18 protein-coding genes are annotated in these 16386 nt (G+C 57.9%); 11 read left to right on the top strand and 7 right to left on the bottom strand.

Annotated elements, in window-relative coordinates:
- The first annotated feature begins 193 nt into the window (after positions 1-193).
- On the top strand, positions 194-958 hold the full coding sequence (locus PVA19_RS21410; protein ID WP_274104118.1) for a rhomboid family intramembrane serine protease: 765 nt from the start codon (positions 194-196) through the stop codon (positions 956-958).
- Between the two features lie 129 nt (positions 959-1087).
- A complete protein-coding gene (locus PVA19_RS21405; protein WP_274104117.1) occupies positions 1088-1522 on the top strand; it encodes a CBS domain-containing protein in 435 nt (144 codons plus the stop codon).
- Positions 1523-1579: 57 nt separating this feature from the next.
- On the opposite strand, the gene PVA19_RS21400 is transcribed toward PVA19_RS21405, so the two are convergent.
- From PVA19_RS21400 to folE, 3 genes are all read right to left on the bottom strand, one after another.
- Positions 1580-2530 (bottom strand): patatin-like phospholipase family protein, encoded by a 951-nt coding sequence (locus tag PVA19_RS21400; RefSeq protein WP_113274066.1) that lies wholly within the window; start codon positions 2528-2530, stop codon positions 1580-1582.
- A gap of 103 nt (positions 2531-2633) precedes the next feature.
- Positions 2634-3095: a phosphoribosyl-AMP cyclohydrolase gene (hisI, locus tag PVA19_RS21395; RefSeq protein ID WP_116493712.1), complete on the bottom strand. Its 462-nt coding sequence runs from the start codon at positions 3093-3095 to the stop codon at positions 2634-2636.
- A gap of 32 nt (positions 3096-3127) precedes the next feature.
- Entirely contained in the window at positions 3128-3754 is a 627-nt protein-coding gene (gene folE, locus PVA19_RS21390; protein ID WP_062425368.1) for a GTP cyclohydrolase I FolE, read from the bottom strand.
- Between the two features lie 274 nt (positions 3755-4028).
- Between folE and PVA19_RS21385 the strand changes: the two genes are divergently transcribed.
- The 4 genes from PVA19_RS21385 (at position 4029) to thrS (ending at position 7405) form a co-directional block, all read left to right on the top strand.
- The gene (locus PVA19_RS21385; RefSeq protein ID WP_274104116.1) at positions 4029-4475 is read left to right on the top strand and encodes an iron-sulfur cluster assembly scaffold protein; all 447 of its coding nucleotides are present in this window, start codon (positions 4029-4031) and stop codon (positions 4473-4475) included.
- A gap of 4 nt (positions 4476-4479) precedes the next feature.
- Positions 4480-4842, top strand: a complete 363-nt coding sequence (yidD, locus tag PVA19_RS21380) for a membrane protein insertion efficiency factor YidD (RefSeq protein ID WP_113260634.1) — start codon at positions 4480-4482, stop codon at positions 4840-4842.
- Between the two features lie 9 nt (positions 4843-4851).
- On the top strand, positions 4852-5286 hold the full coding sequence (locus PVA19_RS21375; RefSeq protein WP_274104115.1) for a DUF2267 domain-containing protein: 435 nt from the start codon (positions 4852-4854) through the stop codon (positions 5284-5286).
- A gap of 109 nt (positions 5287-5395) precedes the next feature.
- Positions 5396-7405, top strand: a complete 2010-nt coding sequence (gene thrS, locus PVA19_RS21370) for a threonine--tRNA ligase (RefSeq protein WP_062425364.1) — start codon at positions 5396-5398, stop codon at positions 7403-7405.
- Positions 7406-7503: 98 nt separating this feature from the next.
- Here thrS and PVA19_RS21365 read toward each other — a convergent pair whose 3' ends face one another.
- A complete protein-coding gene (locus PVA19_RS21365) occupies positions 7504-8484 on the bottom strand; it encodes a hypothetical protein (RefSeq protein WP_274104114.1) in 981 nt (326 codons plus the stop codon).
- A 108-nt stretch (positions 8485-8592) separates the two neighbouring features.
- Between PVA19_RS21365 and PVA19_RS21360 the strand changes: the two genes are divergently transcribed.
- The 3 genes from PVA19_RS21360 to PVA19_RS21350 all read left to right on the top strand — a co-directional run bounded on the left by PVA19_RS21360 (position 8593) and on the right by PVA19_RS21350 (position 11065).
- Positions 8593-9174: a nitroreductase family protein gene (locus PVA19_RS21360; protein WP_274104113.1), complete on the top strand. Its 582-nt coding sequence runs from the start codon at positions 8593-8595 to the stop codon at positions 9172-9174.
- On the top strand, positions 9174-9779 hold the full coding sequence (locus PVA19_RS21355) for a flavin reductase family protein (RefSeq protein ID WP_274104112.1): 606 nt from the start codon (positions 9174-9176) through the stop codon (positions 9777-9779). Before PVA19_RS21360 ends, PVA19_RS21355 begins: the two co-directional genes overlap by 1 nt.
- A 149-nt stretch (positions 9780-9928) precedes the next feature.
- Positions 9929-11065 (top strand): DUF2336 domain-containing protein, encoded by a 1137-nt coding sequence (locus PVA19_RS21350; RefSeq protein ID WP_274104111.1) that lies wholly within the window; start codon positions 9929-9931, stop codon positions 11063-11065.
- A 154-nt stretch (positions 11066-11219) separates the two neighbouring features.
- On the opposite strand, the gene PVA19_RS21345 is transcribed toward PVA19_RS21350, so the two are convergent.
- Positions 11220-11618, bottom strand: a complete 399-nt coding sequence (locus PVA19_RS21345) for a hypothetical protein (protein ID WP_111850632.1) — start codon at positions 11616-11618, stop codon at positions 11220-11222.
- 101 nt (positions 11619-11719) lie between these two features.
- Between PVA19_RS21345 and PVA19_RS21340 the strand changes: the two genes are divergently transcribed.
- Positions 11720-12175, top strand: coding sequence for a GNAT family N-acetyltransferase (locus PVA19_RS21340; protein ID WP_062438880.1), 456 nt, complete (start codon positions 11720-11722; stop codon positions 12173-12175).
- A 9-nt stretch (positions 12176-12184) separates the two neighbouring features.
- On the opposite strand, the gene PVA19_RS21335 is transcribed toward PVA19_RS21340, so the two are convergent.
- Positions 12185-13399, bottom strand: a complete 1215-nt coding sequence (locus PVA19_RS21335) for an AI-2E family transporter (protein WP_440598639.1) — start codon at positions 13397-13399, stop codon at positions 12185-12187.
- 222 nt (positions 13400-13621) lie between these two features.
- Here PVA19_RS21335 and PVA19_RS21330 point away from each other — a divergent pair, with 222 nt between their 5' ends.
- Positions 13622-15349, top strand: coding sequence for an ABC transporter ATP-binding protein (locus PVA19_RS21330; RefSeq protein ID WP_274104110.1), 1728 nt, complete (start codon positions 13622-13624; stop codon positions 15347-15349).
- A gap of 31 nt (positions 15350-15380) precedes the next feature.
- Here the strand turns inward: PVA19_RS21330 and PVA19_RS21325 are convergent, their stop codons facing one another.
- On the bottom strand, positions 15381-16313 hold the full coding sequence (locus PVA19_RS21325) for a DMT family transporter (RefSeq protein WP_062425357.1): 933 nt from the start codon (positions 16311-16313) through the stop codon (positions 15381-15383).
- Positions 16314-16386 lie beyond the last annotated feature (73 nt).

Raw genomic sequence — 16386 nt, 5'->3', positions numbered from 1 at the left:
CTGCTCCACTGTCTCATTGTGAAGCAAAACTGTTGTAGGCGGAAAATATGCCGGTTTTCATCGTCTCCTTGGCGGGTCTGACGATTTTGAAAAAGAGCCTTATCGACCGTGTTGGCACCTCGCGGCTGCTTTTATTTGGTCGACCCTTCCTATATGGCTGAAACTGGGTCGAACGATATGAAATGGAAATGAAATGACGCATCATGACGGCGGTGAATTGCAAGAGCCGCGAGACGATCGCCCCCCGCCGCAGAAGCAACCGGTGTTCAACCTTCCCTTTATCATCGTCGCTGTCCTTGGTTTCATGATCGCCATCCAGTTAGGTTTGGCCTACCTGATGTCGGACATGACTTATGAGGCCTTCCTCTTCACCTTCGGCTTCATCCCTGCGCGCTATACTATTCCCCTGGCGCAGCAAGGCCTTGAATGGCTCTGGACGCCAGTGACCTATTCCTTCCTGCATGGTGGTATTGAGCACATCCTGTTCAACGGGCTATGGCTGATGGCGTTTGGTGCGCCCGTGGCGCGCCGCATCGGCACACCACGATTTATTCTCTTCTGGATAATTTCTTCGGCGATTTCTGCTTTCGGCCATGCGGCGCTTGATTGGAGCAGCATCACGGTTCTGATTGGTGCGTCCGGCGTCGTCTCAGCCCTGATGGGTGCAGCTTGCCGCTTCGCCTTTCCGCGCCGCGGGCAGCGTTATCATCCTTCCTTCGGCCACCTTCTTCCGCGCCAGGGAATTGTCCAGGCGCTGACCAATAAAACGGTTTTGATCTTCACGATCGCGTGGCTCGCGGGTAATGCGCTGATTGCCGTGGGCTTCCCGCTATTCGGTGATGTCGGAGGCGAGGTGGCGTGGGACGCTCACATCTTCGGCTTCTTCTTCGGCTTCCTTTTCTTCGGCCTGTTCGATCCCAAAATCGCGTCGGGAGAGAAGGCTGCCTCAATCGATTGAAGTTTGATCGAACCTCAAATCCTGTTGCTTTCCCTGTCGAGGGAGCGCAAAAATTTGAAGACGGTGCTTCGTTCTCAGGGAGGAGACTTGGGTGCGATAGCCGGGCTGCAACGGATAAGGGAGGTACGCATGCCGATTTTTGTAAAGGAAATTCTCGATATCAAGGGTAGAGAGGTCGTGACGGTCGATCCCGGCATGTCGATTGCCGATGCTGCCGTGACGCTCTACGAGCATCGGATTGGTGCTGTTGTCGTGACCGACCATATGGACGCAGTCCTGGGCATCTTTACAGAGCGCGATCTCGTGCGTGCCGTGGCCGCAAAAGGCTCCGCAGCCTTGGAGACCAAGGTCTCCGACGTGATGACCAAGAGTGTGACCCGCTGCAACGAGGAAACCACGACAGACGACCTTATGGAGATCATGACCGGCGGCAGGTTCCGTCATTTGCCGGTAGAGGCCAATGGGCGCCTTGCGGGTATCATTTCCATCGGTGACGTGGTCAAGGCCCGCATCAGCGAGATCGAGACGGAAGCCGAGCACATCAAGGCCTATATTGCCGGCTGATCGGCGGTCCGCCTTGAGCAGGTAGGAGGGCAGGCACCCAGCCTGCCTTTCATGGTATCAGGGTTGAAACACCTGCTGCATGCGCTTCAATTCCGGAATTCGAGACCGTGTTTCCTCATAGCCCTGGTCGATCGCCTCGGCCGCCCGGTGAAATTCCGAGAGGCCGATATGGCTGATGCGCGGATGCAGGGTCAGATCCGGCGGATCGCCCGCCAGTCTTGCGCGCGAAATGCGGTCCTGAATAATGTTGAATGCCTGAACCATCACACCTGGCAGCCCCATGCGCGATGTGGCCTTGATCGGCGTTTCGGCTTCGCTCTTGCTGCCGGCACCCGCACCGTGCTTGACCACGGCCGAGCGACCGAAAATATCGTAGTTGAGGTTTACCGCAACGACCAGAGCCTGCTCATAGGCGCGGCAAACCGACACCGGTACCGGATTGACAAGAGCCCCATCGATCAGCGTCCTGCCGTTGCAGCGCACCGGCTCGAAAATGCCGGGCAGGGCATAGGACGAGCGCAGCGCCGTGATCAGATTGCCCTGGTGAACCCAGACCTCGTGGCCGGTGCGCAGTTCGGTCGCAACCGCGATGAACGGATGCTCGAGATCTTCGATGTTGAGACCTTCAAGATGCTCCTGCATGCGCTTGGTTAGACGCATGCCGCCGAACAGGCCGCTACCGCCAATCGTCAGGTCCAAAAGTCCGGCAATGCGGCGCATCGTCAGTGAGCGGGCAAACTCTTCCAGCTCGTTGAGCTTGCCTGCGAGATAGCAGCCGCCGACAAGAGCGCCGATCGACGTCCCGGCAATCATGCCGATCTTGACGCCGGCTTCGTCGAGCGCTCGTAAAACCCCAATATGCGCCCAGCCACGAGCCGCACCTCCGCCAAGCGCAAGCGCGATGCGGTTCGGTGGGAGCTGCGGTTTGGGCGAGGGCGCGATTTTCTCCAGGGTGCCAAGTGTCGTCGCGGACGATGGATTATCGCGGTTCATTCCCCATCCAAGCATTCGACGTCTCCCACTTGCATCTCCCGAGAACCGTGAGTCTCCTCAAGGCTTCGTCGCATGATCGTAGCAAAAGGCAAAGAAATCGAAAAGATTGAGCTCTTCATCAAGGCGAAGAGGATGAGCCATAGGTGGTTTCGGGGTCGAAATGCCGCGTGTCGTCGGTGATGGTATTAACCGCTTTGCCGTCTTCCATCGTCACGGTGCGATAGAAGCAGGAACGACGGCCGGTGTGGCAGGTGGCATCATGTCCGGCGACGGAGACTTTGAGCCACACGGCATCCTGATCGCAATCGGTGCGAAACTCGCGAACCGTCTGGAGATTGCCGGAGGTTTCCCCCTTCTTCCAGATCTTGTCTCGCGAGCGGCTGTAGTAGTGCGCAATGCCCGTTTCAAGCGTGAGCTTCAGCGCCTCCGCATTCATATGCGCCACCATCAGCAATTCACCGTCCTTGATGTCGGTGACGACTGCAGTCACGAGACCGTTCGCGTCGAACTTAGGCGTGAACGGTCCAGATGCTTCCAGCGCCGTCTTATCGGATGGCGCGACCGGGAAAATGGCGGACATGAGATCCCCTGGGTGAGAGGGAGGCAGCCGGTTCAGCGGCTGCGCACCATGGACATGAAGCGGGCCTGCTCGGCAGGGTCCTTCTTGAACGCGCCGGTGAAGCTCGTCGTCAACGTCGTTGAGCCCTGCTTTTGCACACCGCGCATGGACATGCACATATGTTCGGCGTCGATCATCACGGCAACGCCGCGTGGCTTCAACGTGGTTTCGATAGCGGAGGCGATCTGCGCCGTCATGGTTTCCTGGGTCTGCAGGCGACGACCGAAGATCTCGACGACGCGAGCGATCTTGGACAGGCCGAGAACGCGTCCATTCGGCAGATAGGCAACATGCGCCTTGCCGATGATCGGCACCATATGGTGTTCGCAATGGGAGAAGAACGGAATATCGCGCACGAGAATGATGTCGTCATAGCCGCCGACCTCTTCGAAGAAGGTGCCGAGGACGTCCTTGGCATCAAGGTCATAGCCGGAGAAGAGTTCACGATAGGCTTTGGCCACGCGCTTCGGCGTATCGAGCAGACCTTCACGGGTTGGATCGTCGCCAGCCCAACTCAGAAGGACGCGCACGGCATCCTCGGCTTCAGCCTGCGTTGGCCGTGCCTTTGTCACATCGTCCGTCGCGCCTGCGCCAGGAAAATTCTTCACGATTGCATCCATTTTCTATCTCCCGGTATGGTTCAAGGCCACACCTGCACACGCCCTGCAACGACGCTTGCGCGCCACGTTGCTGCTATCTGGTTGTTTTTCCGAATTTTGGCAAGAGTTTGCGCGTCTCGCCTCCATTATTTTATCAAACCTTGATGTACGGTTAATGAGTTAACATATTACAGTGGCCAAATGCAGGAAAGCTTTTCCCAGAGCGACACATCGTTTAGAAAATGATGACAGCGCTGGGAACCTCACGCCCGCGCCTTTACCTGGAATATCGACCATGGACGACATCTATAATAACCGCATCCTGGAATTTGCCGGCAATATTCCGCTCGCTGGCGGCATGGCAGATGCCGATGCGCAAGCGGAAAAGCACTCCAAGCTCTGCGGTTCCAAGGTCAAGGTCTACATCAAGATGGATGGCGACCAGGTCTGCGACTTCTCGCACGAAGTGCGCGCATGTGCGCTCGGTCAGGCATCCTCCTCGATCATGGCGCATCATGTGGTGGGCGCCAGCCGGGCAGAAATCCGCAAGGCGCGCCAGGACATGATCAACATGCTGACGGCGAACGGCGAGGGGCCTGAGGGACGCTTCGAGGATATGCGGGTTCTAAAGCCGGTCAAGGATTACAAGGCCCGCCATGCCTCCACTCTGCTCACCTTCGAGGCGGTCTGTGATTGCCTGGATCAGTTGGAGGCGAAGCAGCCTCTGTCCGCAGCGAGTTGATCTCATGTGCGGACAACCCGGTTGTCATCATAAATCGGACAAGCCTGTAAGCCGCTCCCGCAATTGGGCTGGCCCGTTTCGAAAGACCCCGGGCAGACTACTCGGCATGGGCCTTGTTCGGCTCTATCAACTGACGCTTTCCGGCTTTATCGGAAATTCTTGCCGTCACATTCCGACCTGTTCGGAATATGGATATGAAGCGATTGCCCGTCATGGCCTGTGGTCTGGCGGTTGGCTGAGCCTGTTCCGCGTCGCACGTTGCGGACCGGGTGGAACGAGCGGGTATGATGGCGTGCCAGAAAGTCTCCGATCAGTCCGTTCCTGGCAGCTCTGGAAACTCTGGACTGTCGGAAAGCACAAAGGGTGATGCGGGTTTATGACGGTACCCCAGGAATACATTCAGGCATCGCGAGATTTCGAAGCCGTCCTTGTCGATATTCGCGACAAAGCCTTGGTCAGCACGACGCACCGTGCCTTCACGACGCTTGAGGCGGTGCTTCGTGTTTTCCGGCGGCGTCTGACGGCGGATCAAAGCCTGGCGTTCGCCGGGTTGCTGAAAACGGGCGTGCGAGCGCTTTTCGTCGCTGACTGGACGATGGACGAGCCCGTCGTTCCTTTCGCCGCCAGGCCCAAGATGCAAGAGGAGGTCATGTCGTTCAGGCGAGACCATAATCTTTCACCAGACACGGCTATCCGCGATGTGACGGAAGCGTTGCGTCTCCACATGGACGAGGAGAAGTTGAAGAGCTTTCTCAAATCCGTTTCACCGGATGCGCTCTCTTTCTGGGGTTTTTCGACCGAAATTGAATAGACTTTACTGAACAGGCAAATTTCAGTATCCACGCGCTGCATTGTCAGTCCTTTCGGCTGACCGTTACCCCACCCGCATTCGTTGGCGGGACTGGACAGGAGAATTCAAAGTGTCAGACGCCGTTTCCCTTACATTTCCAGATGGCTCCGTTCGTCAGTATCCCGCGGGTACGACCGGACGTGATGTTGCCGAATCCATTTCCAAGTCGCTTGCAAAGAAAGCCGTCGCCATCGCGCTGGACGGCCAATTGCGCGACCTTTCCGATACGATTGCCAATGGCGCAATCGAGATCGTCACCCGTGATGACAAGCGTGCGCTTGAGCTTATCCGCCACGATGCCGCTCACGTCATGGCCGAAGCCGTGCAGGAACTGTGGCCCGGCACCCAGGTGACCATCGGTCCTGTGATCGAAAACGGCTTCTATTACGACTTCGCCAAGAACGAGCCTTTCACCCCGGACGATCTGCCAAAGATCGAAAAGAAGATGAAAGAGATCATCGGCCGCTCGAAGCCCTTTACGCGCGAAATCTGGTCGCGAGAGAAGGCCAAGCAAGTCTTTGCCGCCAAGGGCGAGAACTACAAGGTCGAGCTCGTCGATGCGATTCCTGAAGGTCAGGACCTCAAGATCTATTATCAGGGCGACTGGTTCGACCTTTGCCGCGGCCCGCACATGGCCAATACGGGGCAGATCGGTACGGCCTTCAAGCTTATGAAGGTTGCCGGTGCATACTGGCGTGGTGATAGCAACAACCCCATGCTGACCCGCATCTACGGCACCGCCTGGGCCACGCAGGAACAACTGGATCAGTATCTGCACATCCTGGCGGAAGCCGAGAAGCGCGACCACCGCCGCCTTGGCCGCGAAATGGACCTGTTTCATTTCCAGGAAGAAGGTCCGGGCGTGGTGTTCTGGCACGGCAAGGGCTGGCGCATGTTCCAGACGCTGACCGCCTATATGCGCCGCCATCTGGAAGGCACCTATCAGGAAGTGAACGCACCGCAGGTTCTGGATGCTTCGCTGTGGGAGACCTCCGGTCACTGGGGCTGGTACCAGGAAAACATGTTCGCGGTAAAATCCGCCTATGCCTTCACCCATCCGGAGGACAAGGAAGCGGACAATCGCGTCTTCGCCCTGAAGCCGATGAACTGCCCTGGTCACGTTCAGATCTTCAAGCATGGGTTGAAGTCTTACCGAGAACTGCCTGTTCGACTTGCAGAGTTCGGTACTGTCCACCGCTATGAAGCGTCGGGTGCTCTCCACGGCCTGATGCGCGTTCGTGGCTTTACCCAGGATGACGCCCACGTCTTTTGCACTGAAGAGCAGATGGCAGCGGAATGCCTGCGCATCAACGATCTGATCCTGTCGGTCTATCAGGATTTCGGCTTCGACGAGATTGTGGTCAAGCTGTCCACGCGCCCTGAAAAGCGCGTCGGTTCGGACGACCTTTGGGATCGCGCCGAGAGCGTGATGACCGAGGTCTTGAAGACCATCGAGGATCAATCTGGCGGACGTATCAAGACCGGCATTCTGCCGGGCGAGGGCGCTTTCTACGGTCCGAAGTTCGAATACACCCTGAAGGATGCGATCGGCCGCGAATGGCAGTGCGGCACCACCCAGGTGGACTTCAATCTGCCGGAACGTTTCGGTGCCTTCTATATCGACCAGGCGTCTGAAAAGCGCCAACCGGTGATGATCCACCGCGCGATCTGTGGTTCGATGGAACGCTTCCTCGGCATTCTGATCGAGAACTTCGCTGGCCACATGCCGCTGTGGTTCGCGCCGCTACAGGTTGTCGTTGCCACGATCACCTCAGATGCCGACGATTATGGTCGTGAAGTTGCCGAGGCGCTTCGGGAGGCCGGTCTCTCGGTGGAAACCGATTTCCGCAACGAGAAGATCAACTACAAGATCCGGGAGCATTCGGTCACCAAGGTTCCGGTGATCGTCGTCTGCGGCAAAAAGGAAGCCGAAGAGCGCACGGTCAACATCCGCCGCCTCGGTTCGCAGGCCCAGACCTCGTTTGCTCTGGATGAGGCGATTGCCAATCTGGTTGACGAGGCGACGCCGCCTGACGTCAAGCGCAAGCGCGCTGCAAAGGCGAAAGCCAAGCTTGCTTGATCTCAAAGAAAACGGCGCCTTCGGGCGCCGTTTTCATAAGATGCTGCTGTGGGGCTTGTTGGGGACTACCGCAGCGGAGCGGATCTGTGGGGAGACGGCTATTCGAAATCGCCCGTAGCGTCTTCCGGTGCCTGGTCCTTCATCAGCACTTCGACATCGGAATCCTGTCCGGCCTTCACCCTGAAATTGCGCTGGTACACCTTGTCCTTGTTACGGGCGATCGCGGTGTACTCGCCATCGGCCAGCACCATGGTGGAAAAGGCGCTGACGCTCTCATTCACCACGTCGCCGGCGCCCGTCAGCACAGACCAGGCCGTATCGGCGATCGCCTCGCCGCCATGCTCGGAGACGAGTTTCAGCGTCACTTGTGCCGCATGGTGCTGCAGCGTTGCTTCGGTCAGCTTGCCGGCTTCCACCTGGATATCGGCGCGCACCACCGCATTGACCGACCCGTATTCCGATACGACATGGTAGGTTCCGGCATTGAGACGGACGATAGTGTTCGGCTTCACATCGGTCATCACCAGCTTCCGCTCTCCGTTTTCGGAGGCTTCAGAGGCGTAGATGGAAAACTTCAACTGATTGGCGGAAATGGTCTTGTCGTTGCCGGCAACGGCATTGAGGACGAAGCCGCCAGCATCGAGAATGAGGACCTGCTTGTCGATCTTACCGGTTTCGGGAACGCTGAGCTTCTTGGTGACACCGGCGCGACCGAAGGCGACGTTGACGAAGTAATCTCCCGGCTCAAGGTGAAACTCGGCTGAACCGCCTTCGGAACTCGCCAGCATCGGCAGCTTGCCATCGGCGCCCGGAATAGGGCTGAAGACCCGCCAGGCAAGCCCCTCCATCATCGGCTCGCCTTGCTGGGTCAGCTTTGCTTCCAGCACAATATCACGGGATTTGGCCGGCTCCGGCTCGCTGGGCGAGGGAACGGCGAACGCGTTCAGCTTCGGCATTTTAGGCGTGCCGCCAAGCTGCTTGAATTCCTTGAAGGCATCCTGCGAGATGGCAATACCGGGTAGCGCGCTAGCCGAGACGAGCGCGATGCACAGACCTACTCCGATTTTGGTAAACGTCATTTCTCTCGACCGGATTGACTTCTTGTTTTTGTGGGACCACTTCAATCCGAACCGCAAGGCTATTTCAAGGCCTGTCTTTACATTGCATGCGAATGGAACGGTGCGACCATGACAACTGACATCAAGCTCATCGACTATCTGAATGTACGACGCTCGACCCCCGCCCCACAATTGACGGAGCCGGGCCCGAGCCGTGAGGAACTCGAGGAGATTCTTCGCCTGACGGTCCGCGTTCCAGACCATGGCAAGATTGCACCCTGGCGCTTCATCGTGATCCGAGGCGAAGAAAGGGTGAGATTGGGCGAAGCCGCATTGGCACTCGCTCTGAAAAAGAACCCTGACTTGAGCGCCGACTTCCAATCGGTGGAAAGAACCCGCTTCACCAGAGCACCGGTCGTCATCGCCGTGGTCAGCAAGGCTGGTCCTCACGTGAAAATCCCGGAATGGGAACAGGTGATGTCGGCAGGCGCCGTATGCCTCAACCTGCTGATGGCATCGAACGCGCTTGGTTATGCCGCCAACTGGCTGACGGAATGGGTGTCCTACGATCCTGAGTTTCTACCTGAGTTGGGCGTGAAGGATGGAGAGAAGGTGGCTGGGCTTATCTATATCGGATCGACGACGTTCCCGCCTGTCGAGCGTCCGCGCCCGGAACTGGCCGAGGTTGTGACCTGGGTCGGTGAAGCGTGATGTTCTACACCACAGACACGAACCAGCATGGCATGGCGCACGATCCCTTCAAGGCGATCGTCGCGCCGCGACCCATCGGTTGGATCGGTTCCAAGGGAAGCGATGGAACGCTGAACCTCGCCCCTTATTCTTTCTTCAACGCCATCGCGGACAAGCCCAAACTGGTGATGTTCTCATCGAGCGGACAGAAGGACAGCCTGCGCAATGTTCGCGAAAGCGGTGTCTTCACCGCAAGCCTCGTCAGCCGCCATCTCGTGGACCGAATGAATGCCTCGTCGGCACCTGTCGATTACGCCGTCAACGAGTTTGCTCTGGCTGGCCTGACCGCACGTGCGGGCGAGGTGGTCGATGCGCCCTATGTGGCGGAGGCTCTTGCCGCGCTGGAGTGCCGCGTCACGCAGATCGTGCAGCCGCATGATATCGACGGCAAGGCGGCCGACTCCTGGGTGGTCTTCGGGCAGGTGATGGGCATTCATATCGATAAATCGATCATCCGCGATGGCCGGATCGATATGGGCCTTGCGCGGCCCGTAGCCCGGATGGGCTATATGGACTACGCCGACGGCGGCGCGGATGTCTTCCAGCTGGCCCGCCCGAAGGCCTAATAGCCTCCATTTACGCCATGGTTAAGGAGCATGGTGAACCAATCGTAAACCTTTTCCCCCTAGGTTTCACCCATGGGAGGTGATCGCCGGCTCGGTAGCGAGTCGCGATAACCTCCGCGGGGTCATAAGAACATTTCTTGGGGTGCAGGGTGGTCGTAGAGGCGTTTCTCAGCTGGACGGATAAGGCGCGTGCTGGCGATAGAGCCAAGGCTGCGAAGGCCTTGGGGGCAGCCTATGTCACCTCATCCTTGCCCAAAGACAAACAGGCAGGCGCCTATATGGCGATGTCCTACCTTCTGGACGATCCATCGCCCAAAGTCCGCCAGGCGCTTGCAGACGCGCTTGCCTGCTCTGACGATGCTCCTCGTCCTATCATTATCGCACTCGCTGAAGACCAGGCCGAGATTGCCTGTCCGGTGATCATCAATTCCCCCGTGCTTCGGGAATCGGATCTTGTCGATCTGATCGGTCGAGGATCGTCGACCACCAGAGCGCTGATTGCGGCACGTGCTGAACTGAGCGCCGGCGTTTGCGCCGCCATGGCGGAAATCGGCAGCGAATGTGAAGTGATGATCATGCTGGAAAACCTATCAGCCCAGATCACACCCTTCACACTGCGGCGTGTCTCGGAGCGTTTCGGAGAAGAGTCCGAAATCCGCAATCTCCTACTGGATCGCAACGATCTCCCAGCCGATGTCCGCCACACCCTCGTCCTTCTGGTTGGAGAGGCGCTGGCCTCTGCTGGAATCGTGGGTCAGGTCATCACCGTGGCACGCGCCCGTCAGATCGTTCAGGATGCATCGGACGCAGCTGTTACGCTGATTGCCGGCGAGGCATCCGGTCAGGAAAGATCATATCTGGTCGAGCATCTGCGCCAGCACCGACAGTTGACGCCTTCCTTTCTTCTGCAGCTTCTTTGCACCGGAAAGCTCGACTTCTTCTCCGAGGCCATGTCCAACCTCTCCGGGCTTGAGGAGCGACGTGTCCGCTCGATCCTTGCAACAGGCAGAAACCATGCGGTCAAGGCGCTCTATCAGTCGACCGGTCTGTCCGGCCGCGCCCTTGAGGTTTTTATCGAGGCGACTCGTCTGTGGCGCCAGGCGGCCGAGATGCCCTATGGTGGAGCGGTCCAGCGGGTCGCCGAAAGGCTTCTCGATACGTTCTCGAATAGTGAGAGCGATCCAAGCGTCTACGAAATGATGTCGATGATTGAAAAGCTTCTGATCGTCGATCAACGTCAGAGAGCACGCTCCTTCGCCGAGGAACTGATCGCCGAGGCCGCCTGATCTTCGGAACAGACAGCTATGACGCATAAAGCGTGTTGCGATCTTTCAGATTCGTTCATACGCTTCATGCCCTTGGTTTATCACATGTGGTTATCGCAAAACCGCTCCACGCGTTTGCATGACATGCTGTCGTCCAACGGCCGCGTGGCAAGCCTTATTTGGATAGGCGTCTGGCAATCCAGGAATAGCTGTCTTCGACCATGCGCACTGGTTTGCCCAGAACCTCCCTTACACCTTCCGTCGAGGGAAGGATTTTTCGTACGCGGCCAATCGCTCGCTGCGCAAGGTTCTCCTCCTCTTGCTCCTCGGTTTGCGGCGTTTGCTTCGGAGTATCCTGCCCGGTGGTTGCCTGCTCGACGGGCGCGTCCGGCATCTGACACACGGCAACGACGACCGGATAAGAGACATTGGTGAATTGGCCAAGCTGCTTTTCCGACTCGGCGTCGCAGAGTTCAACGCTCGTCCAACGCTGTTGCATTGTCGCGATGTAGCGGCAATCGGATGCTGTGTCGTCGCAGCCGAGGATTGTCATCAAGACGAGCGCGGTTCGCATTTCACTTTTCTCCGGACGAAAGAGCTGGTTTACTCAGCGTGTCATTCAATATGATTGCAGTCTTATTGCGGCTGAAGCCGCCCAATTATTATGGAAATAGCATGCCAGTTGAAATCAATCCGGAATCACCCCGTCAGCCAGAAATCGCCCGCCTCATGGATTTGTCGAATGCCTACATGGCATCGCTCTATCCCGCTGAAAGCAACCACCTTGTCGATCTCGAGGCGCTTGAAAAACCCACTGTCTCATTCCTGGTTGCGCGAAATGACGGAGCCATTGTCGGTTGTTGTGCGCTGGTGGAGGCTGGAGACGGCACGGCGGAGATCAAGCGCATGTTCGTCGATCCCGAAGCGAGAGGCCTTCAGATCGGCAAACGCATGATGGCGGCGCTGATTGAACGCGCACAGGCGCTAAAGCTCTCAGCCATTCGCCTCGAAACCGGCATCAGTCAGCCGGAGGCGATCGGCCTTTATCGCAAGGCCGGATTTGTCGAGATCGAGCCATTCCCGCCTTACAAGCCGGATCCGCTCAGCATGTTCATGGAACTTCGTCTTTAAGCGGGGCGCCTAAACGGAGCTGGCGGCCTTCCGCGGCCTTGGAGGTTCCTCCACCAGCTCTATCTCCTCCTCAAGAACGTCATGGACGATCACGGGTTCGCCCGCCGATATTTCGGCTTCGCGCACCCACTCGCGCCAGACGGCAACCAGCAGCGCCATCAGCACGGGACCGATGAAGAGACCAAGGAAACCCATGGTCTTCACGCCGCCGACAAGGCCGAAGAAGGTTGGTAGGAAAGGAAGCTTGATAGGGCCGCCAACAAGGCGCGGACGGATCGTCTTGTCGACGATGAAGAGCTCGACCGAGCCCCAGATAAAGAGGCCGATACCAGCCGCGGGCGAGCCGCTTGCGAGAAGGTAGAGCGAGACCAGCGTGAAGGAAAGCGGCGCGCCACCTGGAATGAGTGCCATGACGCCCGTCAACACACCAAGCGTGACCGGGGAGGGGACGCCGGCGATCCAGTAGGCGATACCGAGAATGATGCCTTCGCCGATCGCGATCAGCGTCATGCCTGTCACGGTGGAGCTGATCGTCGCAGGAACGACGCGTGAGATGCGCTCCCAGCGGTTTGGCAAAATGCGTTCGCCGACAAGGTCGACCTGGCGGGCAAAGCCCACACCGTTGCGATAGACGAAAAACAGCGCGATCAGCATAAAGAGCAGCGTCAGGACAAGGTGGAATGCTCCGTTACCTGCCGCCACGATCGCGCGATAGATGTTGCCGATATTGGCGCCGCTGACGAGCTGGATCACTTCGCCGATCGCGCCAGGTGTGCCGACATAGCGTGTCCACTGTTCGCTCATCCAGACGCCGACACCCGGAAGCGCTGCAATCCACTGTGGAACGGGCGCGCCCGTCTTGTTGACCTCGACGGCCCAGCCGAACCATTCGCGAATCTCACCGGCCGTATAGGACGCAGCAATCACGATCGGCACGATGAGGAAGGTGATAATCAGCAGGATTGCGACCGTCGCCCCGATCGTATTGTTGCCGCCCACACGGGTCAGCAGGCGCCGATAGATCGGCCAGCTTGCAAAGCCGATGACGAGAGCGGCAAGAACCGGAACGAGAAAGCCGTAGAAGAAGTAGATCCCGGCTGCGACAATCAAAAGCAGAAGCCAGCGCGCCGCCGAAATAGAGGGGACCAAGGCAATGCGGGCGTGGGTAGCAGCACCCAGCCACCGGTGTTCTCCATCCGGATGATGATTGTCGGCTTTATTCACTCTAGTCTCTTTCGCATTCCCGGAGCAGCGGGTCACACTGTCACAGGTGAGATATGGGGTGCAATCTATTCCCCCGTTATTTCGCTTTTATGTTGTCGCAAAACATATTGAACGAATTTGGTAAAAATTGAGCAACAAGCTTGGACTTCTGACATGAATGTGAGAATGAGCAGGCACTTTTACAACCTCTGAGGTTTCCTGCTCCGTTCTGGGCTATTCATCATGCTGCGCCGATTCTTTGCTTACTACCGCCCATATCGGGGGCTCTTCATTCTCGACTTCTCCTGCGCCGTGCTCTCGGGTCTTCTCGAACTCGGTTTTCCCATGGCGGTGAAGCTTCTCGTTGATGTCCTGCTGCCATCATCGAACTGGCCGGTGATCATGGCCGCATCCTTCGGCCTGCTGGTGATCTATGTCTTCAATACCGGCCTGATGGCGACCGTCACCTACTGGGGACATATGCTCGGCATCAACATCGAAACCGATATGCGCCGTGCCGCTTTCGACCATTTGCAGAAACTCCCCTTCCGCTTTTTCGATAATCAGAAGACCGGCCATCTTGTCGGTCGCCTGACGAAGGATCTGGAGGAGATCGGTGAGGTTGCGCATCACGGACCGGAAGATCTTTTCATCGCGATCATGACCTTCATCGGCGCTTTCCTGCTGATGCTTTGGGTCAATGTGCCTCTCGCGCTGATCACAGCTGTGATCGTGCCGCTGACGGCCTGGGTCACCAGCCGGTATGGCACGCGCATGACCAACAATTTCCGCTCGCTCTACAATCGCGTCGGCGCCTTCAATGCCCGCATCGAGGAGAATGTCGGCGGCATGCGCGTGGTTCAGGCTTTCGCCAATGAGGATCACGAGCGCGCTTTGTTCGAAAAGGACAATCAGCGCTATCGCCGCACCAAGCTCGACGCCTACAAGATCATGACTGCCAGTACGTCGCTCAGCTATATGAGCATGCGCCTGACGCAGATGGTGATCATGATCTGCGGCGCGTGGCTCGTCCTGCACGGCGATCTGACCAATGGTGGCTTCGTCAGCTTCCTCTTGCTGGTCAACGTCTTCTTCCGCCCGATCGAGAAGATCAATTCCGTGATCGAAACCTACCCCAAGGGCATCGCCGGGTTCCGTCGTTTTACCGAGTTGATCGATACCGAGCCGGATATCGCCGACGCGCCGGACGCGATCACGGCTCCGTCGCTTCGTGGAGACATCGCCTACAAGAACGTCAGCTTTGGCTATGCCGACGGCAAGAGCGTCTTGTCCAACATTGATCTGACGATTGATGCCGGCGAAACCGTCGCCTTCGTCGGGCCTTCGGGTGCCGGAAAGACGACCCTTTGCTCGCTGTTGCCGCGTTTCTACGAGGTCACGGACGGCGCCATTACCATCGACGGCATCGATATTCGCAACATGACGCTGGCATCGCTGCGCAGTCAGATCGGCATCGTGCAACAGGACGTCTTCATGTTCGGTGGTACCGTGCGCGAGAACATCGAGTACGGCCGTCTTGGCGCGAGCGATGAGGATATCTGGATTGCAGCGCGGCGCGCGCGGCTCGATCAGGTCATCGAAGCCATGCCAGACGGCATGGAGACGGTCATTGGCGAGCGTGGCGTCAAGCTCTCCGGTGGCCAGAAGCAGCGTCTCGCGATTGCCCGCATGTTCCTGAAGAACCCGCCAATCCTCATTCTCGATGAGGCGACATCCGCACTCGACACCGAAACCGAACGCGCCATTCAGCAATCGCTTGGTGAACTTGCCGAAGGCCGCACGACGCTCATCATCGCCCATCGTCTGGCGACGATCCGTGACGCTTCGCGCATTGTCGTAGTCGATGCCAACGGCATCGTCGAAAGCGGAAACCATCAGGAGCTTCTTGCCGCGAAAGGACCATACAGCCGGCTTTATGAAGCACAGTTTGGCGCAGGCCTTATCGCGTAGTAGATCGAACATGTGGCTGAGGGCTGTGCCCTCAACCATGCACCTTACGCGGCCGATGCGCCTGCATGCACAGCAAAACGCTGAGAACAACAGAGACGATCGCGACGCTTTCGATCAGCGTCGGTCCACGGCCTTCCCATAGAAAGCCATAGAGCAGGGCGAACAGCGTTTCGAATAGGATCATCTGCCCTACCATTGTTAGTGGCAGGAGTCGGCTCATGCGGTTCCAAAGCGCGTTGCCGAAAATCGATGCCGAAATGCCAAGACCGACGGCAACCATGGTAAACTGCATCCAGTCCGAAGCGGGATGGGCAACACCGCCAAAGGCGAAAGCGGGGACAGCAAGAACAAGCGCGATGCCGCCGGTGACGACACCGGTCATCAGGTTCCATTCATCCGCACTGACAGCATGCAAGCGAACGAGCCAGCGCGCGTTGCCGACCGCGAATGCCGTCCACGATGCCAGCGCGCCGATCGCGGCTGCAAGCCCTATGAGCTTGCGAGCATCCATTGGTGTTCCGTCATGCATCAGCGACTGCCATGAAATGCCGATGATACCGACGGCGCCAAAAAACAGGGATGGCCAGAGCCGCTTCAACGAGACGGCGCCATGGTCCATGCTGCCGATAATGGTGACGGCGACCGGCAGAAAGCCGATGATGATGGAGGTGAAGGCGACCCCACTCAATTGAACGGCGGTCGAGATGAACACATAGTAGAGCAGGTTGCCAACAAGGCTAAGCCACAGGAGGGCTATCCACTCTGCACGGCCGAACTGCGCCGAGACACGTTTGATCTTCGGCGCAATCAGCACAAGCGCGATAACGCCAAAGGTCAGATAGCGGGCGGTGGAGAGTTGCAACGGTGTGAAGCCTGCCGGGATGAGCTTCGGTGCAAGAAAAATCCCGCCCCACAGCGCCCCCGCCAGCATTCCGTAAAATAGCCCCAACCCGGTCTTGTTCATGTCATGTCCTTGCGTCTATGGCGGGCTACGCATCGTGGTTTTACGCAAAACGGCCTCGATTTTTGGAAAACCA

The organism is Agrobacterium sp. CNPSo 3708, assembly GCF_028674915.1.
GTDB lineage: Bacteria > Pseudomonadota > Alphaproteobacteria > Rhizobiales > Rhizobiaceae > Agrobacterium > Agrobacterium cavarae.
This window is presented reverse-complemented; position numbering and strand designations above follow the sequence as displayed.